A 21555-nucleotide genomic window follows, 5' to 3' on the forward strand; every position below is an offset into this window, starting at 1 on the left:
CAAACTGACGGAGCTTTTTTTAGCGTTGCTACCAGCTTACTTGGCTGCAGCTTTCTTTTCCTTCTCTTTGGCAATCACTGCTTCAGCTACATTGTTTGGACAAGGAGCATAGTGAGAGAATTCCATTGAGAATTGGCCGCGACCAGAGGTAAGTGTACGTAATGTACTGATGTAACCAAACATTTCTGAAAGGGGAACATCAGCCTTAACACGTACGCCAGCTGCGCTGGGCTCCTGGCCAGAGATCATACCGCGACGACGGTTCAAATCCCCAATCACGTTACCTACGTCTTCTTCTGTACTGTAAACGTCAACTTTCATGATAGGTTCGAGCAATTGTGGACCGGCTTTTGGTATAGATTGACGAAAAGCGCCTTTGGCCGCAATTTCAAACGCAATTGCCGAGGAGTCAACAGCATGGAAACCACCATCCGTGAGGTTCACAACCACATCCAATACAGGGAACCCTGCTAATGTACCTGTGTTCATCATCGAGCGGAAACCTTTCTCAATTGCCGGGAAGAATTCCTTAGGAACGTTCCCACCCACAACGGATGTCATGAAAGTGAATCCAGAGTTTGGCTCACCTGGTTCAATCGTGTAGTCAATCTTACCGTATTGGCCAGCACCACCAGATTGTTTCTTGTGGGTATAGCTGTCTTGAATCGACTTGGTTATGGTTTCACGGTAAGCAACCTGAGGCTGACCTACTATCAACTCAACATCGTAGGTACGTTTAAGAATATCCACTTTAATATCAAGATGTAATTCACCCATACCACGGAGGATGGTCTCACCTGAATCTTCATCTGTTTCTACTCTAAACGTTGGATCTTCTGCAACCATTTTACCAATCGCAATAGCCATTTTTTCGGTTGCACCCTTATCTTTTGGCGCAACAGCAATAGAGATTACTGGCTCGGGGAAAACCATTGCTTCAAGCGTACACTCGTGATTTGGATCACACAGCGTATGGCCGGTGCGAACGTTTTTCATACCTACAATAGCGATAATGTCGCCTGCTTCAGCACTTTGCAATTCATTACGCTCATTCGCCTGCATCTCAACCATACGGCCGACACGTTCTGTTTTACCGGTAAATGAGTTAAGGATGGTATCGCCCTTATTCAGTTTTCCTGAGTATATACGTACGAACGTTAGAGCACCAAAACGGTCATCCATGATTTTAAAGGCCAAGGCACGGAATGGCTCATCAGGAGAAACGATAGCAAATTGTCCGTTTGGCTCACCTTCAGCATTAGTCAAAGGTTGTGGATTTACTTCATGGGGAGCAGGCAAATAGTCAACCACTGCATCCAGTAATAACTGCATCCCTTTGTTTTTAAAGGCAGAACCGCAATACGTTGGGAAGAAGGCTAATTCAAGGGTACCTTTACGGATACAGCGCTTAATGTCTTCTATTGAAGGCTCTTCTCCTTCCAGATAAGCCATCAGCAACTCATCATCCATTTCAAGTGCCGTCTCGATTAATTGCGCGCGATAGGTTTCAACGTCGTCATGCATATCGGCTGGCACGTCAGTAACCTTGTAATTTTCTGGCTGCCCGGTTTCGTCCCAAACATACGCTTTACGGGTTAATAAATCGACAACGCCTACGAAGCTGTCTTCAAAGCCAATAGGCAACGTCATAATTAAAGGATGTGCACCCAATACTTTTTTGATTTGCTCAGTGACTTTCAAGAAATTCGCGCCGACACGGTCAAGCTTGTTGACGAAAATCAAACGAGATACTTTTGAATTGTTCGCATAGCGCCAGTTGGTTTCTGACTGAGGCTCAACGCCGCCAGAACCACAGAATACGCCGATACCGCCATCGAGTACCTTGAGGGAACGATAGACCTCTACAGTGAAGTCGACGTGTCCTGGGGTGTCGATGATATTGAAACGATGGCCTTTCCAGAAGCAACTTACTGCTGCGGACTGGATGGTAATCCCGCGCTCAGCTTCCTGTGCCATGAAATCGGTTGTTGATTCACCTTCGTGAACTTCACCCATTTTATGGATTCTACCGGTAAGCTTAAGAATACGTTCGGTAGTGGTAGTTTTTCCGGCATCTACGTGGGCGAAGATACCAATATTTCTGTAAAGGTTTAAATCGTTCATAGCGCTCTTATTAACTTGAAATTGATTAAAAATTGGTTGCGTATTATACATTATTATATCGGGATTTGCAGCATCTCTCTGCATGGAAATACTAAAATATAGAAAATAGGTGAGAAAAACAGGGGCAGGGCTTGTGCTGTGCGGGTTTCAGCAGGCGCTACGTTGCAAAATCATGGTTGAATTTCGATCGTTGAATACAAAATTCAAGCCCTGCCCCCAAAATTCTACTCCGTTTTGCCTTGTTGCTTTTGGACTAATTTTAGTAATTCTTGCGCCCCGGCAGTGGAAGAGGCAGGATTTTGACCTGTGATGAGACGGCCATCTACCACCACAAAACTCTGCCAGTCTGGTGCTTTTTCAAAATGCCCGCCTAAGCGCTTTAACTCCTCTTCAACAAGAAATGGCACTACTTTCGTAAGATGGACTACCTCTTCTTCGCTGTTGGTAAATCCTGTTACACGTTTGCCTTTTACCAGGGGAGCCCCTTTATAAGTGACATGACGAAGCACACCGGGTGCATGGCATACCAGCGCAATCGGTTTTTCCGAATTATAGAAAGACTCAAGCAGGTGGATTGAATCTGCACTTTCAGCAAGATCCCACAGGGGACCATGACCACCAGGATAGAACACCGTGTCAAAATTCTCTGCCTTTATGTCTGCAAGCCTGATTGTTTGTGATAATGCTTTTTTCGCTAGCTCATCTTGCTTAAATCGCGTCATCGCTGAGGTCTGATTTTCAGGTAAATCACTCTTTGGATCGATTGGCGGTTGACCGCCTTTGGGAGAGGCCAATGTTAATTTTGCACCAGCATCCCTGAACACAAAATAGGGCGCTGCAAACTCCTCCAACCAGAACCCTGTTTTGCGACCCGTATTTCCGAGCTGATTGTGTGACGTTAGCACCATTAATATATTCATTAGCATTCCTTTCCATATGAATACATGATTACTTGCCAGATGAGAGCACTAGTATTTTTTAAAGTATAACATACAAACAAAAAGGTTAAAATTAACCCATGACAACGGGGTTAGGACTTGCGTTTTAATAAAGGGAAGCGTTCCACAGCGTAATTAATGTGCCTCAAAGGCACATTATCACACCATCAACATCCTCTGAGTCGGGCACTTTTTCCGGGGGGGGTAGGGCTTCAGGTGGTTCATCGATATTATTATTTTTAACTAAAGTGGCTAAATCCGAATAGTTACGCACCAAATATCTAAATTCACTGGGACTTAAGGAATTTTTATAATCGTCATGTTTCAACAAAATAGCCACCAAATCGCGCTGGCACTCCGCTAAACCAAGCATCCAATGGGGCAATGTTTTTGGCCTTTTTTCCAAGAGCGTTTTCTTGCAAGTTTCATCTAATAAAATAGCCAGCCCATCTTGTGCATTATCCTGAATACAATTTAAAAATTGCATAAACTGATTCGTAGAGGGCTTGGCCAAGATAGTTGCCAAACGACTTTGCATACGCTGCTGATGCAGCTCTTTAGCCAATTTGGAAGTAAAAGAAAACTCATAATCGTCTTTAACGCCTAAACAAGTACATATTTTAACTATTAATTCTGTGGGTAAACTATCAAACATGGTAATAACCCCTTCTGTTTATTTAGTTAATAATTACTTAATAAATACATAATTTTTCATTAATAAATTCGTAATATTTCATTAATTTTTAGCCCTTATAATATCACAAAAAATGATAAGAATATTAAATTTTTTGTTTGTTTTACTGACATTTTTTGAGTTGTTAAAGAGGAAAAAATTATGCCGAAATCAATTGGTACTTTATTTACCGAGTCTCGCTTAATTGCAAAAACGATTAATCGTATTACGGTTGAGACAGATCACGTAGACCTGCAAGATTGGCGCACTGAAGCAAAATTATTAGCCAGTCCCGGGGGCTCTTGTTTGTCTTCAACGACCCTTCTGGTTAAAGGGAAGCATGTCCCTACCTATGGAATTGATGGCCGTTGCTATGGCTTCCTGTTTAATGCCGAAGAGTGCAACATTTACGATGTGAGCTCTACCGATTCGAATTCAAACAGAATTTCAAAACTGGCTAAACGTACCGAACGGAAAGGTGTAGATATGCTGACATCAAATACCGTTGGAGCAAAAACACTGGATGAATTAGCCGCTGAAGTTAAGGGTGGTCGCGATGGCCAAATGAATGAAATCATGCTCGATGCCTGGAAAAAATCTTGCGTAGGTTTATTTGTTCGTAGAATCGACCTTGAAAAGGCAAGTCCAGAAGGTTTAAAGCATTATTATCAATCGTTATTGGAAATCTCTCTCATTCAAAAGTACCTGGTTCAGGCTTTCGATTATCCAGAAGATTTTAAAATTTGTCAGTACGAAGAACAAACTGGCAGGCTATTAACTACCCCTTCCCTGCAAGACATAAAAACGCAGGCAAGACTCTACGGAATAACAGATAGAACTCAGCCGGAATTGTTTAGACTACTCGATGATAGTCACCATTTTTCACCTTTGCCAAAGCCTGTTACAGTAGGGGCATTTCTTGATGCCTATAGCGATTTTGATATAAGCCTCCTGCGTGATGAAATTATAGCGGCTCTGGTTAAAGGGTTTGAGCCCTTTGATGCCAGACCCGTTGATGAAAGCAGTATCCTTTTAGAACCAGTCGACGGCATTGTCGATATTTCAGAATCCACTATCCTTGAAACGATCGAACACTGTGTTGAGATGCAGCGCTTGTCGACAAGTACCCAGGCGCTCAGTCTAGGAAGCGGTATGTTCTCAGGTCGGCCTGAAAGCGGCTCCACAAGCCTTGAGTGTGAGAAAGAAATCGCTCTTACGCCTACGAGTCGTGATTAAGAAATAAACTGCCGGAACTATGGGGGGATAGAGCTCGATTTTGATAATAAAATGCAAATTCAAGCTCTGCCCCTCAACTTTTCGCTACCGCAAGTGACGAATCTAGTCAATCAATACGCCCCCATGATACCGCAATTAATTTAACTCCCTGTTAGTACAACATATTTCTTTATTATTTATATCTCGCTATCATGCGCCGCTTTTTACAGATAAATTTATAATGCCTCAAAAGAACAATAACCCTACCAACGTGCCAGCCAGCTTTTACTGGAGTAAAGATAGTTATTTCTTGAAAGGAGCAGATTTAATCTTTAAAACAAGCATAACCAGTCTTACGACGTCCCTTATAACAGCACCGATTACCTTGCTATTAAGTAATAAACAATTAAGTACAACAATAAAACCAACCCCCCTGGCTTTCGCAAAATCCTCTTGGCAAATCTTTCAATCTCAAGCGATAGCTAATCAAAAACGTGGGGCGGTCAGTGTAACCAGCAAGCACATCAACAAGGAAAATGGTCCGGAGGGCGTCCCGACTCAACACAAGGAAGAAGCAGAGCCCATCCAGAATTATAATTCCTTCTTCACTTCGTTGACTTTTTCCCAAGCTGATACAGCACTTGGCTCTGTTTTTAATAACCGCGCAAAAATCCTGAGTGGTGGTATTGTCAAACCGGTTAAATTGACCGGCTATAATATTAGACAACTCTTTTTGATGGGATATCCGGTTAAGTCTCTATCTAATTTTATGAGTTTTACTGCCTTGCTAACGCTTTCGGACTCAATAACCAATCAATTACCTATTGAAAATTCTGCTGTCGCCAATTTTGTCGGCGGGGGCTTGGCGGGAGCCGTTTCTTCCTTACTGACGCACCCTTTAAATGCTTCCTACGACAGGATTATACTGGGAACCAGAATGGATTCTGAGGCAAAATTAATCCGCGTCTCCAGTTTGTCCTTCTTTAAGGAAAAGATGAACTATGCGAAAACGATTAGTTTGGGTGAAATAGCCCAAAATTTTTGGCTGATAACAAGAAATGAACTCCCGGTAAGGATGTTAAGCACCATTACTATCTTTTCAATTATTCAGGGTTTTAACTATCTGATGGGCGACAGGCCTGTGAGTCATTTTTTACCCGCTGATCCCGATAACGAGCCAGGTGGGGGTTCCCATCTGTCAAAATGATTGTGCAAAACCCATGCGGTGTTTTAATTAAGATTAGTTAGTAGCAGGCAGCCTTGGTGGAGCATAGCGCAATCAGGGGATTCACCTGTCCCTTGATGGCATAGGTTACAAATGGGCAATCGCAAAAGCGGTCATCGGATCAACCTGCCCTGTAGCCACCCCAACGGTGGTAAAATAGCGTCCATAAAAGCTCAAGGTTTTTTTCCTTTGTGTGGCTTGCATTGAATCTGGTAAATCCTCGACGATTTCCAGAGGTTTTTGCTCTGATTGACGCATCATGGCTTTGGTAAGCTGTATTGCCGCATAGTAAATACTTTCAAGAATGCTGAAAAATGCTATACCAAAATTAAGCGATGTCAGTTCTTGCCAAAAATAAGTTGACGTGTGAATTTGCCTTTTATCATATCCAATTCCACAATGATCTAACGCATCTGGAACCCTCGTCGTTGGCTGTAGCCCTTTTGCTTTAACCTGACGTAATTCATCAAGGGCAGCCTCTTTATGTTGCTCATCTTGTGTGTAGTTCCTGTTTACAAAAACTTCATGACCTATTTCAAAATACCGCTCCTGGCAGACAACATAACTTGCAGCATCGTCGGCCGCCTTTGTAAACACCGGTAAGCCTGCAGTAAGCGCAAAATCCGAGCGTTTACATTTAACGGCACAAATAATATTTTGTACCGGCACATTTTTGGCAAATGCTTCGTGACCGCTTAGGACGTAGCCTGCCATTGCAGGATTAACAGAGGAATCACTCATAATCTTTTCGAGTTGCTGAACCTGCAACGCTTCCATGTCAAATACATCAATCGGTTGCGGGGTATTAAAATCCTGAGGTAATTCGGCATCCGGTAACGCCATGACATAAATATAAATTTCTGAATCATAATCCACATGGTATTGGTCACATACCGGAAAAAGAGGGGCTGACTCAAGTTTTTTGGCTAAACAAACCACATTATTCATGTCTGCGTCAGTCGCGGCTTTTTTTGGCGAAGTTGAATACCGATCATTTGCACTCCGGACACCCTGCTGCCACCAACTGTCCCCATAGAGATTTAGAAAATTGTTTTTTGATTGAAACCCGTGTTGAAAAATAGTTTTGGGGCTACGGGTATCTGCTCTGTAGTACAAACGCATGCTAAAGCTCCTCGATTTGAGCAAAATAATATCATGTTAAAAAAATAGTTGTCTATTAATCGGCACGTTAAAGTGGCCAGGACGGATATAGCAACCCTCATATAGAGTTGGGATTCGCAGGAAATTATGCGATCCCCCATTGTTATATTCACTATAAAAGCTAAGATACGCAGCCGTTAAAGATCCTGATTATCACTATTCACTTAAGGTTTATAAATGTTAGTAAATTCCACACTCAAACTCGAAGTCGACAAGCAAACGGTTAATTACGTTTCTGCCTGGTCTGTTGGTCAATCGGCAAAATCAAGCGCTACCATTACGGTTGTACAACACGAAGGCATCATATATTTAGTGACCAACGCGCATGCGGTAGCCAATTCAACTTATTTAAAAGTGAAATTTAATCAAGGATCTACCGAATTACCTGTAACGCCGGTGTGGGTTGACCCTATTATGGATGTAGCTATCGTTGAGACGACGTCGACTGAGGCTGAAGCCTTTTTGGGAACTAAAGTTAACCCATTAGAAATAAATACGGAATTTCAACCTTCTTCAACGGAAGTAAATGCCTATGGTTATCCCACAGGAGGAAAAAGTCTTTCCTTTACCAAAGGCCATATCTCAAGAACAGAAGTATCCACCATTGCCCATTCTCGCTTACCAGGGATTACAGTACAAACCAGTGCCCCCATTAACCCGGGTAATAGTGGCGGACCGATTACGATAGTGCGGGAAAAACAGGAAGAGTGTATCGGCATCGTCAGCCAGGGAGCCACTTCACTCAGCAATGTGGGTTATTTTATTCCCGCCTGCACCATTGTACAAACGATAGAAAACTACAAACGCTTCGGTGCACTCAGGGCAAGAAAATTTATTGATTATGTGACCGTCCCTCAAGTCAGCTTTGAGTGGCAAACATTAAAGAATCCATCCCTAAGATCGGAATTGGATATGCAAGATTCTCTTGAGAGTGAGCCATTGGGCATTCGTGTATCGCAAGTACCACCCAAGTCATGCGCTTATAATCACTTGCGAGAAGGGGATGTGATTCTTGAAATTGATGGCCATCAAATTCATGCTGATGGCAATGTTCAGGTCAAGGAGCTCGAGAATCCTATCTCTTATCTTTATCTTTTACAGCGCAAGAGATACCTTGATGAGATAGAGTTTGTGATTCAAAGAAAAAATGATGAGGGAGAATCTGAAACACTACAAATTACCATTAGGTTAACGGAACAGTTAGGCCGCAGCATTGTCGGACCCAAAACCGACAAACCACTCAAATACCACATTCAGCCTTCAGGAAAAAATGGCGGCTATGTTTTTGTTCGTTGCACCCAACCATTGATGGACACATTTACAACAACCTATTCAACCGGGCAAAAAGTCATTGTAGATAAATCCAATGTTCCACCTATGTTTAGTGAATTTTCCAGGCTTTCACCTAAAAGGGATGGTTACGAAATTGTTGTCCTGCAAGATATTCTTGTGTCAGAAGACACGGACGGTTATGAAAATTTCGCCCTTAACCGTGGGGGAATGTGTGAAAGTGATCGCGTTACTGAGGTTAATGGTGAACCAATAGCAAACTTATGGGACCTGGTAGTCGCATTAACAAAAGACCCAAAGAAACCATCTTTAGTGAAATTTGCAAATGGCAAGGAATTAGTTATTGCACCTGAAGCCGGGCAAGTACGTGATGCATTAAAATCCAAGTACCAAATTGCATTTTTTACCAGCCCCAAAGTTGCCCCTATCCTTCAATTACCCTTTTTGGATGAGATTAACCGATTAAAAGAGGGTGCCGGGAATTCTTCGGCGATGTCTCTCAGCTCCTGAATGCCAGGCATGCAGGATCAGCGACACCGTCGAATAGACGGCTTTGTAGCCTTGATGTAGCACTGCTTGCTAAAAGATGCCAGAGAGGCAGGGCTTGCGTTTTGGTTGTTAACAAGACTCAAGCCCTGAGCCCATTCGGTTTGTTATAAGACGATTAGCGCCCTAAAATTCTGTTGATGATCGCGGTAGCCTGATTATCACAAAAGATGGCATCAAGTTCAGGTAACGTAACACAAGCGATATTGTGACAATATTCCTGGGAAGCTAACGCATCAAGGCATGTTTTTACATTGCTCTGGATCAATGAAATTGTCTGAGCCAATCTCTGATCGTGATCATGGTTCGTCATTCCTTTATATTGGGCGACTAATTCCGTTAATCCTTTCAATACTTGTTGGCGCGCAGCTTGATGTTGTGTGCGTAATTCACAGACTTCTTTCGCCAAATCATGCGTTTCATTATCGCTCGTCATCTCATTGGTATCTTCGATACATTCAGCAAGGCTCAGTCTGATTTTATCATTATCGGCAGGAATAACTGGATTACTGGGGCCCATGTAGGGGCCATCGTCTGCAAAGGCTACAGTAGTCAGATTGAAACCAATCAATACGATTAATGCCAGGATATTCATACTATTCCTTAGTAATGACAAGGTTAATTATTGCAATCAATAGAACAGGAGGGAAGATACAGTTTTTTTCAAAAAACAGGTATAACCGTCCTATAATTATGAAAGCCTAATCATTTTTTTGGAACGCAATGCACGACAATATTATATCCACATTGTTGAGTCCAATTACCCTTTTGTTTCTTGTTAATGCCTTCTTTTTGATTTTTGTTACCTCGTTTGTCTGGACCATTTTTCTCAACGTTAAATTCACGAATTCTCTATTCCATTCATTTAAGGCAAACAATAGAGCCCCTTTATTATTGAAGGCCGTGCTCTTTTTTCCTCTTGTACTTATTGCGTTCATTGCAGAGTATCAGTGGTCTGTATTAACACAAGCAAATTTTTTCCCCCTGGCCGGTTCTTCCTTTGTTCGACTGAATGCGATAGGCCTTCTCATTTCTGTAATTGCTTTGATTGTTATTAAAAATCTGGATAAGAAAATGGAGGTTGAAACGTATAGGATTCCTCTTTTTATTATGACTTATCTTATTGTTTTGTATCTGTTTTATTTGATCCTTCTTATGGCAACCGTCATTACGCGCTTAAATGCATTCCCCGATGGGTTCCTTAGAAATTATTCCTTTCCTGCGGCACAAAAAATCAATGAATATGTTCTTTTTGGATTATTCTTGATTCATTGGCTTGTTGTTTTCGTCACAGTATCTTGCCAAACCACGCAACGCATTCTGTTTTTCTTGGCCTATACCATTATTCTTGCTTTAGCCTATTCAATTGTTTTCTAGCAAGCCAAGGCAGACGAAAGGAGTCTCTCATTTTATTTAACAAAAGAACGATGAAAGGGCAGGGTTTGCATGCATGGTTATACCAGATTAAAGAGCTGCCATTGGTTGTAATTGCTTGATTAAAAAGGTTTTATAATGGAATTTGGGAAGGCAGGTTGAATTAATGGATACATCTGAGCCCTTTCCCTCCAGGCCTCGTTCGCTGCATCAGTCAAAAACATAATTTCACCATCGATATTTTTTTCACCATCAAAATACAATTTATCAAAAATAGGCTCTTTCAATGGCGTGAAACCCAATTTGAAATAAAATTCACCCGATTTATTTGCTGAATATAAACTAACTCGCCCTTCGCAGTCCGTGCTTAGGCTATATTCAAATACGGCTTGGACAAGGACAGTCCCCAAGGCATAAGCGCCCCGCTTTCTGGATGCGATAGCATCGATGACAAGAAAGGGCAAATTCACATAAGCGGGTTCTAAATGGGGCGATTTTGTATGGTAAGCAAAGCGGGCGTAGGCTACATCCTGCCCATTCGGATCGACTAATACAAAATGAGCCGTACCTTGTACGTTATCTGAAAAGACATGATATAAATTCAACTCAAGAGGAGCAGCCCTTATACCGCTTTTTGGCTCCACTCTCATTTCACAGATTTTAATGAATTTAAATGAACTGATTGAATTAACAGGTTTCCCAGTTTTTTTTTCCAAGTACTCGGCTAAAATAGCGTGTAGAGTGGTCTCCAGGCTGTTTGAACAATTCGTAACAGTTATTACTTCTTTTTCAAACGTCTGGCAATAAGACAATACTTTTGGCAAATTCCTTATCTGTTGTGCAGAGTCAGACTCCGCATCGCTCCAGAATCCCTTGGAAATCTGGGTCACTTTATACATCGTGCATTCTCATTTTTTAATGAATACAATTGTAACAAACGATAGAGAGTAACGTCACCAAAAGTGAGCGTTACCCTGAAAAGTTAAACGCCTTATTCTTACAGTATTAAAGGTTTCGATAGCGATTTTTTAAAAGTAACAATCACATTTGAATCCTTTGTTTTTGTCGCCATAGTGTTCGGATCATAGCCTTTTGGTAGTTGAAATACTTGACTATAATTGCTCTGAGAGTAGCTCACACTTTTGCTATTGCCTTGTTCTTGCGTAATTTTTTGCGTGACCTTTGCGCTAACGATTAATTGACTCTCTTTCACAGAAACATTGACTTTGCTATCAGCACCTTCGGGTAGTTTAATTTTATAGGTAATGTCATTTTTGCCTTCTTTAATTTCAACCGTATTTGTACTGCCAGGCTGACTCATCAAGTTATGTTGCATTTGTGAAAATTGACTCTTCATAAATTGATCCATTGCCCTTTGCATTTGATCCATTTGCTGCCAAATAGCATGAGGGGATTGAAAGAAGGCATCATTATCAAAGGGATCCCGGGTTATTTGCGGATTACTCTTTTGCACATGAGTATTTTGCTTTGCATCAAGTGCCATGGCTCCTTCAGATATCATCGTGATAAGAGGAACAGAAATTAAAATAGGAAGCAGTTTATTTTTCATATAAATCTCCTTTCTAAGTGAATATCAAATCTCCACGTCTTTGAATATACCGTTATGTACTAATAGCCATAACGCTATTTTGAGTTCTCTTTCGCTTTATTACCTTCAAAAGAGTATTTCCTATGTCGAGGCAAATTAGGTAATTTCAAGTCCTGCATCGCACATAGAACAAGGAACTTAAAACCCCTCAGGGATAAGATCCACTTGGGAATGAAATGAATTGGCTTCATGACCTATTGATTGACATCGATAACCTTGATTACCCTAGGCTCATCGAGGCTACACTGCCTTTCCTGGCGGGATGTAAAGTTCGACACATAAACCGTTTTGGCAGAAGCCAATCATCTGTCTCTTGTTCTTCTTTCAGGGATGAAAATGCAGGGTAGAAAACAATGGGGCTCAGTGCTTGAGTTTTGTTGTTGAATACAAGATTCAAGCCCTGCCCCCCGACCTTTTTTTAAGTAAAAAGGTACTCTTTAATTTGAGGCTGCTCCGATGCGCTTTTAAGAAGTGACTCCTCTGCTTCTTTTATGCCATCCAGCGATTTAAGGCTAAAGAAAGTATCCTGGTATCTTCCAAAGCTGATTTTTTTAATGCCCTTATTGGTGAGATCTTTCAGTAAATTCTGAAGATAAACCTTCCAGCCCAGCTCTTTACTCAATACGAGTTTTGCGCCTTCTATTGCCCCTTTGCAAGAGGCTTTAAACCATTTATCGGCGGTTACCTCTTCAATGCTATCGTCCAGAAGATACTCTTTGTACTTAATTCGATAATTAAGTAGCTCCACATATAAATCGCCAGCCTTCTCTTTAGCATCCTGATGTTGAAACTCAGTTGTCAGTATTTTTTGTGTCAAATTATTTAAAGCTGTATCAATGGGCGCTAATTTAGCCGCAATATCCTTTTCCCGATTTTCCTGATTTAAATAGTGTTTTAGCCCTCCCAGGCTGCACGCTTCAATTTGAGCAATCTTTTCTTCTTCGGTGAGTAGGTAATCCCTGAGAAAGGTACTCGCATAGAAAAAATATTTTTCCATTTTATGTTGAACATATTTACTTATTTTTTTGGTAATCCATTGCATATCAAAATAATCGGATACGTTCTTATTTTTCTTTATCGAAGCCAATGTACGATTATCAATATCGTCAGGTAATTTCTCCTGTTGAGAGCTTCGCATTAGGGGTGCCGGAGTAACTTTTTTCCAGTTGTGCTTTGTTTCCCACCCCCCTTCCTCGGGCTCGGCCTTGCGAAGGAAATCATGAAAATCAGTCCCTGTTTCTAAATCACGATAATAATAATCTTCTATATGGGACAGCATAAAGGCATCCTCAAGCGCAAAGACACCGCAACTATAACCATCTCTTTGGCGTTGGACAGGCATATAATAAATACTATTTTTAATGCCCTGCAAATTTAAGGCCTCTTCCAGGACAGATAACGCCTCTTCGTTGTGGCTATCAACAGATAGGGAGTCTGCACTAAAGATACTAACGCTGCCATTAGCTATTTTAATATCCAGGCAAAACCCATGTGACGTAGGATTTTGGCCATCCTCCTCACAAAAAACGACCCGAAATCGACAGGACCTATTCGCTTGCGCGGCTTGAGTTACAATGCCCGCCAGCTCATGTCTATCACTCTCTGTATTACTGGCTGCAAAAATAGCAGGGGAAGAATTCATTCGTGAATGATGTACCCTTCCTGCTATCGCTAATTTTGTACTGGAATAGCAAAGCATTCCAAGCTTCGTTAAGTCCTTAAGACGCGTCCAATAATCTGCCATAGTTCTTACTACCCATTAATAGTTCAACTCAATTGTTCAATTATAAAGCAAACGAGTGAATTTTTGAATGGGTGAAATTACCCATATTGCTAATAAATGGGTCTTATATGCCTACTATTGATAACAAGAACCAAAATTTGTGAGCATTGAAAAAAACATTTGCATTTGACTCAAATTTCAGATTAATCTGAAAAGGACTCAATAAGGAAAGGAGCTCACCATGGGTAACAAGAAAGTAACCTCTCGTGCTGTTAATGGAATTACTCGACCTGAACAACCTTACACCAATCAGGGAACTCAGCTTTTTTTTAATCAAAGACTTACACCCCCAGCCTTGGACGCTGGCCACCACCAGGAAGCCCAGCAAATACAGGAAATTCAACCAGTACAAGAAGCACAGGAAGTAGAACCCGTTGAAGAACTCCGCTTAGAAACGACTACTGATATTTTATTATTTGCCATTTTGAAAGAATTAAAAACTCGCAATGTGATTGAACTTGCAAAGCTTCAGGCGGAACAAGAAAAAGAACAGAAAGAATTGCAAGACGCTGAAGAAATGCAAGCGCGTGATGAGGCTCGGTTCGAAGGGATCCGGTCATCCATGTATCTTTGATTTAACATTCTCCCTAACCAATTAACAGGCCACTGTTAATTGGTTTTTTCCAATATCGCTATTAGCCTTGAGCAGACTTGAATTTGGATTGTGAATACACGTTTCAAGCCCTGATCCCATTTGCGCGCATGGTTATGATTATCATGGCAGGGTTACGGTAAAATATAGATCACAAGAGCAAATAGCCCTGCTACGGCAACCAAGGGATGAAGAGCGACTATGACCTTGGGAACATCGATCTTCTTTTCAGCAAGAATGACCAAGGTTAAACCACCCAATGCCCCAAGCGTTAAGAGTACTAAACTGACAATGAGCAAGGGGGAAAAACTGGTCATCAAGGCAACGACGTCAATGTATACAAGGACTAACCCACTTGCCGCCAAAAAACCGTGCCACGCCCGAACCGTTTTATTGGGGCTTCTGTCTTGTAAGATCGGAGGTAAAAGGCCTAAACCTAAAGAGACAACAAAAACAAAGAGAATAACAGCTGATATTAACACATGATCTCCTGAACTCTATGTTAACAGAATCTCACTATAACTCATTTAGGGGAAACCCTAGTAGTTGCTTTAATTACCTTCTCGGCTGCCTTGCAAAGATCGTGGGGGCCAGGTCCTGCTCCTCAACGATCCCGCTATGCTTTCTTGATATTCATACAATTTATTTCAATAATGAAACTAATATTGGAAGACATGCCGCAAACCTGAAGGGATACTAAAAATGGAACCAGTAAGCTTGCATTCCCTATTATTATATATACAACATGGCATTTCATTTTGTGGGGTGCTTGTTATTCTTATTGGTGTTTTAACCGCATTATTCCGCTATATTGCCCACCCATTTTATAATTCTGATACCACCAGCAAAATGGATATCAATCAAATTCGATTGCGATTAGGTCGAGTATTAACATTAGGTTTGGAGTTTATTGTCGCTGCCGACTTAATCGGAACAACGACTACTCCGGATTATTATTCGGTTGGTATCGTAGCTAGTATTGTTTTAATACGAACCTTATTAAGTTATACCTTAAACCGTGAAATAAATGACATTAGCCGGCAGGAAAATCAAAATAAAGCACTAGCGTGACGAAATGTCTTTTCCTGAGTTTAATTATTCGCAAGCCTTGATACAGCATAGCGAAATCAAGGCTTGCTGATTTTCCTCCAATAAAAAAATAGAAAAACTTAGGGAACTGTGGTAGCTTTCCTATGCGACTATTTGTGTATTATATTTTTTCATAGGGAGATGTGAAGTGAAATATGCTTTGAGTTCTGCACTGGTATTGAGTCTGGTAGCGAGCGGTGATGTGCTTGCTCTTTCCAAGGAACCCAGTTTGTGTGAAGGTTCATCCGCACTATGCGCCATGATAACTCCCGGCGGTTTATACGCCAATGTAACAGGCTATTATTTCCGTCCAAGTGAAACAGGTATTGGCATGGCTACTGACAGCTGGCAATATGGCTCCACCGCCGGTGGTATTAGCGCCATTAGCAAGCCTGCAGATCCTGATGGAAAATGGTCCGCCAGTTTTCTGGTAGGTTACGATATTCCTGATACAGCCAATAACATCGAACTTTCCTATTTATATTTAAATAACAGGAATCATGCTGTAAATACCAATGGCGATGGTCCGATAACCTTTGGTGCCATATTTTTTCCTGATGTAACCTTTCCCTTTGCTCCCGGGCAAAACTTTGTCAGTGACGCGCAACTACGTTACCGACTGGATCAGGTTGACCTGACAGTAGGCAGAACCTATATCGATTATCAGGGACAATTTATGCTTCATCCCAAAGTCGGTGTGCGCTATGCAAAACTGGATCATGAGTTTACCTTTTTAGCTCCGGGAAATGTGATGAGCGAATTCAGAGGTGCAGGTCCTTTGCTGGGGATGGATGGTCGTTACTCCCTGTTTCGAAGCAATTTTGGCCTGGTGGGCAATTTTGAATATGCTCCCATTGTTGGAAACATTAACTCTCATTCCTTTCTAAATTTTCCCATCTACGTCACTTATTCCTCTCCCAAGCGTGATCGGATAGTGAATAGCTTCACAGCCAAATTGGGTATCGACTATAACTATAGTTTCAAGAATAGTGGCTATGCGGCCGTTGAAGTAGGTTATCAGGTGAATCAGTATAATGATGCCATGGACATGATCCGCGGTAATTATGCTGTTGCAGGCGCCCAAAAAGTTGCCGGCGTGGAAACCACCAGTTTCAATTTCCATGGTCCTTACGTCAGCCTTAGCGTACATGCTTAATCCTTTAATGTGCGTCAGAAATTCCTGGCGCACCGTTTTCCCTACGGTCGACAAGGTAAATTGTCAGTTTGGCTGGAATGATTAACTGACTTCATTGGTACTTTTTAAGCGAAACGAAGTAAGAAAGGAAAAGTAGATGTCATCCCTGACCCCATTGGTGCACTTGGGGCGGGTCTTGATCCCATTTAGGTGCACAGAGTTACCCTCAAGAGTTTGTTATGACAGATTTCAAAACAGGCTCCGTCTCAAAAAAACCGAACTTGGTATCGTGATAAAAACTCACTTCGCCTGTTGAGATATCATGATGGCCACCAACAATTCCGCATTCGCCTGAGTCAATAAGTTCTTTTAAAATGGGGCTGGACTCCATAACGGCCTGTACGGTTCTATGGATATTAATAGCAGTGACCTTTTCCACAAACTCTTCGTTGCTTGAATTTCGGTTTGCAACTGTATCCTTTTCAGCACTAACAGCGGGTTGTATTTTACTTAACAAGGCGGTCAAATTACCCATTTCTACATCATCACAGGCGCCTTTTATTGCACCACATTTTGAATGTCCCAAAACCACTATTATCTTCGCCCCTGCTACTTTGCAAGCAAACTCCATACTGCCTAAAATATCTTCATTAATTATATTTCCTGCCACTCGAACACTAAATACATCGCCTAAACCCTGGTCAAATATCAACTCCACTGAAGTGCGTGAGTCAATACAACTTAAGATGATTGCAAAAGGATGTTGTCCATCAGAGGTTTCATTAACCTGTTGCAAAAGGTTACGGTTAACTTTTAAGTTATTTACAAATCGTTTATTACCTTCTTGCAATAAATGCAATGCAATTGCAGGTGTAATAGCCGCTTGCATTTCTTTGGTTAATGTTTTCATCTTTATGCTCCTACATCGGGTCTAAGTATTAGACAGACTCAATAAAATCTATCGTTTCAACAGTAATGTTTTTCAGTTTTGCGTTTATCTTATAATCACGGAGATATTCAATCACATCGTAGGCAATAGACTTTGAGTTTGAGCAATCAATAATTACTTTTGAATAAGGCGGGATAGCATCGAGGGCTTGAATGATGCTGGCCTTATTAAAGAAAGAAACCTCTTCTGCCAATACGAGGTGATGAACCGCATGTTCATTTTCCCTGGTGATCGTGTCTTTCATAGAATAGGCATTGTAATAGCTGTGCCGTAAGGTATAAAAAATACCAAAAGCCAGACCAATACAAATGCCTTTGAGCAAGTCCGTTGCCAAAATGCCTACAACCGTTGCAATAAAAGGGACAAATTGCTCTGAACCCAGGCGATACAACTGTTTAAACAATACAGGTTTAGCCAGCTTATAACCGATTAAAATTAATATAGCCGCCAGGCTTGCAAGGGGAATCAAATTTAGAAATTCAGAAATAGTGGTAACACTGATTAACAGGAAAAAACCATGAACTATTGTAGAAAGCTTGGTTTTTCCACCAAAGCTGATGTTTGCAGTGCTACGCACAATTACCTGGGTAATCGGTAATCCACCACAAAGTCCCGACACCAGATTACCCAATCCCTGCGCTTTTAGTTCCCTGTTTGCTGGCGTCACTCTTTTTAAGGGATCTAACTTGTCAGTCGCTTCCACACAAAGCAATGTTTCAAGGCTTGCAACAATGGCTAAAACAACAGCAGTTTTCCACACCTGGAGATGAGTGATTGCAGAAAAATCCGGTAAAGTAAATTGTTTGAAAAATTCCATTAAATTATCCGTATCAGGGAGATTCACCAAGTGGTCTGGGGCCAGGCTAAAATTCAAGGTTTTTGATTGGAACAGCAGGTTCATCGCAATCCCCATTAAAACAACGACTATAGGGCCTTGTATTAATTGAAAAACCTTATGCTTTTTTGTTAAAACTGTTTCCCAGAGAATCAGCACTGCTAATGATAAGATTGAAATTAAAATTGCACCTGGTGCAAACGCATGGAATGCACTACTAATTGACGCAAAGGTGGTTTCACCATCCACTTGAAAGTCTGAAAGGTCGCCAATTACCTCATTATCATACCCCAGGGCATAGGGGATTTGTTTTAAAATAATCAAAAGCCCTATACCCGTTAACATCCCCTTTATGACTGAAGAGGGGAAAAAATAAGCAATAAATCCGGCTTTTGCATAGCCCATGATCAGTTGGATCATGCCAGCTAAAATAACGGCCAGTAAAAATGCAGGCCAGGACCCTAATGTATTGATGGCCGTAAGTACAATAACAGCCAACCCCGCAGCAGGCCCGCTAACGCCCAATTGGGAGCCACTCGCTATACCGACTACTATGCCGCCGACTATCCCGGCTATAATGCCTGAAAATAAAGGTGCACCGGATGCCAGGGCAATACCCAGGCATAATGGGAGGGCTACAAAAAAGACAATGATGCCTGCCATAAAGTCACTTTTGAATTCTTTGAACATGTTAAATAACTCCATGGATGCGCATATTGCCCCTACTCATTGGCGGGCCTAAGTATTAAACGTCCAGAGCATGATGTCTTATGCATTTCAACCAGCGTCCTTAACGTCTGGCGCATGGCTCCATATCGTCTTTACTTCATTAACCGCTGAGCGGATAACTTCATCCGATTGCAATCCCCCTTCAAGGTAAGCTAGTCCTTGCAGCAGCCAATCTGCTAATTCGGGTTGAGCCAATTGATAATAAACCTGATTTCCTTCTTTACGTTGTTTGACTACCTTGTTAGCTCTTAAAATAGACAGATGTTGTGATACGACCGAATGACTCGTTCCCAAAATGACTTGTAGACTGTTTACGTTTTGTTCGCCTGTATGCAATTCCTCAATGATTCGAATGCGGTGTTGGTGGGCTATCGCACCTAAAAATTCTGCCATTTTCTCGGAAATTAATTTTCTGGCGGGCATGATGCATTCCAATATTAGAATATTTTAATATACTAATATTTTAATACATGAATTTTCCTTTGCAATTTAAATTAATAGCTTCTTGCTTGAAGAGATTTGTAACTATTTGATATTGCTTGAGACTTGGTTATTCGGATGCGGCGTTAATCAGCCAGACAATGATCATTTTTCCTGTAAATTGGGAAAATGACATTTGACCTCGACCAGTTGCCAAAGGCACACTTTAAATATCCCCTGCTGGCATCGTTATCCAGGCTTCATGAAGTAAAAATTGGATCCGTGCTTGCAGAGTCTTATTTAGCCTTCAATCATTGGTTTGAAAGTCTCTCGCTTTTTTGCTTTGGTAAAGGTTTTCAGGCTTATTAATTTTTTGTGCGTTCGAAGGTAGGCCTAGCTCCCCATTACTTTTATAAATTTCCATCACATTCATTTCTATGCCTCGGCAAATATCCCCTAAGGGCAAATGGCTAAGCCTTTCCGGGGAGAATGGATTTTGCAGCTCTATCCCAATTTGATCCAGGGAGAACAATGCATAAGCGACCAGTGCGGTAACTAATGGGTTTATAACAATCGAATAATCAACAAGGGCAATAGGAAGAATTAATAAAAATAATAGAATAAAACGCCGTGATTTAATTGCCATGACAAAAGGCATTGGGGTTTTTAATATACGTTCACAGGCTCCCTGACAATCTATTAACGTTTCACGACATTCTTCCGCTTTAAGAAAAGAAAATTCATTCATTTTATTTTCTTTTAACAAGAGTGAAAGCAACCCCGCCACTTTACTGGATATAAAATTGGGTTTATGACTGATTTTGGATAGCTCTACCAAAGTTGTTGGACTGACTAAATGCTGTACTTCCTTAACCGACTCATCCATTCGCAAGTTGTTTTTCATTAAGTAAGGTATGGCGGCGATATATCCCATCAGTTGCTGTATAGTGTGCTTTTCCGTTGATGGCACATAATTATTAATTATTATGGCTAGATTTCGACTGTTATTAACGACAGTGCCCCAAAGTTTCCTTGCCTCCCACCATCGATCATAACCTGCATTAATGCGAAACACTAAAATTAAACCCATCACAAGCCCTGCATATTCAAACGGACTGATTGGAATAGCAAGCCATGGGATACATAAACTTAACAGCGATATGAAACAGGCGTAAAGAGTCACAACAAAGACTTGCTTTAGCACCTTAGGTGTTACTGAACCATGAATGGCGAGAGCAGAAGCAAGAAAATCAGGATACTCATACTTATTAACTATTCTTTTGTTATCTTTCATCTTCGTCCACGATTAAAATTTAGAAATTAATCCGTTGAAACCTGACCCGAGATTTTATCAAGCCAAACATTAAGTTGATTTACAGGTTGGCGAGCCCCCCAATACAGGGGGCTTTTTACCCTTATTCTTCTACCTTAATATCGATTTTTTTCTCAACAGATTGTTCCTTTTTAGGAATAGATATCTCAAGGACACCATGCTTATATTTGGCACTGATTTTGGCATCATCAGCAATTTTAGGTAAACTAAAACGACGATAAAACTGTCCTTGAACTCGTTCTTTTCGAGTGTAATCCTTATTTTGTTCAGTATTTTCAAAATACCGCTCGCCGCGAAGGGTTAACACGTTGTTTTCGAGAGAGATGTTGATGTTCTCCTTGCTTACCCCTGGAATATCCGCCAGAACAAGAAATCGATCTTTTTCTTCTTTAATATCCACAGCGGGAGCCCAAGTGGACGTATCAACAAAAGAAGCATCCTCGAGTTGTCTGCCGAGCATGTTCTCTATCAGCGATCCGAGCTCCTTATAAACAGGAAAATAATCACGTTTAATAATATTCATAAAAATCCCCCA

The 21555-nt window shown here is 41.2% G+C and carries 21 protein-coding genes; 7 read left to right on the forward strand and 14 right to left on the reverse strand.

Going from position 1 to position 21555, the window contains the following annotated elements:
• Positions 1-36: 36 nt before the first annotated feature.
• The 3 genes from fusA to Lfee_RS08085 form a co-directional block, all read right to left on the reverse strand.
• Complete coding sequence (gene fusA, locus Lfee_RS08075) at positions 37-2124, reverse strand: elongation factor G (RefSeq protein ID WP_058446276.1); 2088 nt, start codon at positions 2122-2124, stop codon at positions 37-39.
• A gap of 224 nt (positions 2125-2348) precedes the next feature.
• The gene (locus tag Lfee_RS08080) at positions 2349-3044 is read right to left on the reverse strand and encodes a type 1 glutamine amidotransferase domain-containing protein (protein WP_058445640.1); all 696 of its coding nucleotides are present in this window, start codon (positions 3042-3044) and stop codon (positions 2349-2351) included.
• Positions 3045-3207: 163 nt separating this feature from the next.
• Positions 3208-3717 (reverse strand): hypothetical protein, encoded by a 510-nt coding sequence (locus Lfee_RS08085; protein WP_058445641.1) that lies wholly within the window; start codon positions 3715-3717, stop codon positions 3208-3210.
• A 180-nt stretch (positions 3718-3897) separates the two neighbouring features.
• Here Lfee_RS08085 and Lfee_RS17005 point away from each other — a divergent pair, with 180 nt between their 5' ends.
• Both Lfee_RS17005 and Lfee_RS08095 read left to right on the forward strand, forming a co-directional pair.
• A complete protein-coding gene (locus Lfee_RS17005; RefSeq protein ID WP_064088248.1) occupies positions 3898-4971 on the forward strand; it encodes a hypothetical protein in 1074 nt (357 codons plus the stop codon).
• A 220-nt stretch (positions 4972-5191) separates the two neighbouring features.
• Complete coding sequence (locus Lfee_RS08095) at positions 5192-6157, forward strand: hypothetical protein (RefSeq protein ID WP_058445643.1); 966 nt, start codon at positions 5192-5194, stop codon at positions 6155-6157.
• Positions 6158-6262: 105 nt separating this feature from the next.
• On the opposite strand, the gene Lfee_RS08100 is transcribed toward Lfee_RS08095, so the two are convergent.
• A complete protein-coding gene (locus Lfee_RS08100) occupies positions 6263-7297 on the reverse strand; it encodes a hypothetical protein (protein ID WP_058445645.1) in 1035 nt (344 codons plus the stop codon).
• Between the two features lie 216 nt (positions 7298-7513).
• Here Lfee_RS08100 and Lfee_RS08105 point away from each other — a divergent pair, with 216 nt between their 5' ends.
• Complete coding sequence (locus Lfee_RS08105; RefSeq protein ID WP_058445647.1) at positions 7514-9136, forward strand: S1C family serine protease; 1623 nt, start codon at positions 7514-7516, stop codon at positions 9134-9136.
• Positions 9137-9290: 154 nt separating this feature from the next.
• Here Lfee_RS08105 and Lfee_RS08110 read toward each other — a convergent pair whose 3' ends face one another.
• Positions 9291-9767 (reverse strand): hypothetical protein, encoded by a 477-nt coding sequence (locus Lfee_RS08110; RefSeq protein WP_058445650.1) that lies wholly within the window; start codon positions 9765-9767, stop codon positions 9291-9293.
• Between the two features lie 128 nt (positions 9768-9895).
• On the opposite strand from Lfee_RS08110, the gene Lfee_RS08115 reads away from it, so the two are divergent.
• Complete coding sequence (locus Lfee_RS08115; RefSeq protein WP_058445652.1) at positions 9896-10549, forward strand: hypothetical protein; 654 nt, start codon at positions 9896-9898, stop codon at positions 10547-10549.
• A 119-nt stretch (positions 10550-10668) separates the two neighbouring features.
• Here Lfee_RS08115 and Lfee_RS08120 read toward each other — a convergent pair whose 3' ends face one another.
• From Lfee_RS08120 to Lfee_RS08130, 3 genes are all read right to left on the reverse strand, one after another.
• Positions 10669-11445, reverse strand: coding sequence for a GNAT family N-acetyltransferase (locus tag Lfee_RS08120; protein ID WP_058445654.1), 777 nt, complete (start codon positions 11443-11445; stop codon positions 10669-10671).
• A 98-nt stretch (positions 11446-11543) separates the two neighbouring features.
• Complete coding sequence (locus Lfee_RS08125; protein WP_058445656.1) at positions 11544-12116, reverse strand: Hsp20/alpha crystallin family protein; 573 nt, start codon at positions 12114-12116, stop codon at positions 11544-11546.
• A 457-nt stretch (positions 12117-12573) separates the two neighbouring features.
• On the reverse strand, positions 12574-13899 hold the full coding sequence (locus Lfee_RS08130) for a YopJ family acetyltransferase (protein ID WP_131753137.1): 1326 nt from the start codon (positions 13897-13899) through the stop codon (positions 12574-12576).
• Between the two features lie 220 nt (positions 13900-14119).
• On the opposite strand from Lfee_RS08130, the gene Lfee_RS17190 reads away from it, so the two are divergent.
• A complete protein-coding gene (locus tag Lfee_RS17190; RefSeq protein WP_058445660.1) occupies positions 14120-14512 on the forward strand; it encodes a hypothetical protein in 393 nt (130 codons plus the stop codon).
• 152 nt (positions 14513-14664) lie between these two features.
• On the opposite strand, the gene Lfee_RS08140 is transcribed toward Lfee_RS17190, so the two are convergent.
• Positions 14665-15012, reverse strand: coding sequence for a hypothetical protein (locus tag Lfee_RS08140; RefSeq protein ID WP_058445662.1), 348 nt, complete (start codon positions 15010-15012; stop codon positions 14665-14667).
• Positions 15013-15232: 220 nt separating this feature from the next.
• On the opposite strand from Lfee_RS08140, the gene Lfee_RS08145 reads away from it, so the two are divergent.
• Both Lfee_RS08145 and Lfee_RS08150 read left to right on the forward strand, forming a co-directional pair.
• The gene (locus Lfee_RS08145; protein WP_058445664.1) at positions 15233-15601 is read left to right on the forward strand and encodes a DUF1622 domain-containing protein; all 369 of its coding nucleotides are present in this window, start codon (positions 15233-15235) and stop codon (positions 15599-15601) included.
• A 166-nt stretch (positions 15602-15767) separates the two neighbouring features.
• The gene (locus tag Lfee_RS08150) at positions 15768-16775 is read left to right on the forward strand and encodes an Lpg1974 family pore-forming outer membrane protein (RefSeq protein WP_058445666.1); all 1008 of its coding nucleotides are present in this window, start codon (positions 15768-15770) and stop codon (positions 16773-16775) included.
• Between the two features lie 205 nt (positions 16776-16980).
• On the opposite strand, the gene Lfee_RS08155 is transcribed toward Lfee_RS08150, so the two are convergent.
• The 5 genes from Lfee_RS08155 to Lfee_RS08175 form a co-directional block, all read right to left on the reverse strand.
• The gene (locus tag Lfee_RS08155) at positions 16981-17664 is read right to left on the reverse strand and encodes a carbonic anhydrase family protein (RefSeq protein ID WP_058445667.1); all 684 of its coding nucleotides are present in this window, start codon (positions 17662-17664) and stop codon (positions 16981-16983) included.
• A gap of 28 nt (positions 17665-17692) precedes the next feature.
• A complete protein-coding gene (locus Lfee_RS08160) occupies positions 17693-19228 on the reverse strand; it encodes a SulP family inorganic anion transporter (RefSeq protein ID WP_202972492.1) in 1536 nt (511 codons plus the stop codon).
• Between the two features lie 87 nt (positions 19229-19315).
• Positions 19316-19690 carry an ArsR/SmtB family transcription factor gene (locus tag Lfee_RS08165; protein ID WP_058445671.1) on the reverse strand — a complete coding sequence of 125 codons (375 nt, stop codon included), beginning with the start codon at positions 19688-19690 and terminating at the stop codon, positions 19316-19318.
• Positions 19691-19994: 304 nt separating this feature from the next.
• Positions 19995-20981, reverse strand: a complete 987-nt coding sequence (locus Lfee_RS08170) for a bestrophin family protein (protein ID WP_082646610.1) — start codon at positions 20979-20981, stop codon at positions 19995-19997.
• Between the two features lie 121 nt (positions 20982-21102).
• The gene (locus Lfee_RS08175) at positions 21103-21543 is read right to left on the reverse strand and encodes an Hsp20/alpha crystallin family protein (protein ID WP_058445673.1); all 441 of its coding nucleotides are present in this window, start codon (positions 21541-21543) and stop codon (positions 21103-21105) included.
• Positions 21544-21555 lie beyond the last annotated feature (12 nt).

The sequence above is a fragment of the Legionella feeleii genome, assembly GCF_001467625.1.
In the GTDB taxonomy this organism is placed as follows: Bacteria; Pseudomonadota; Gammaproteobacteria; order Legionellales; family Legionellaceae; genus Tatlockia; species Tatlockia feeleii.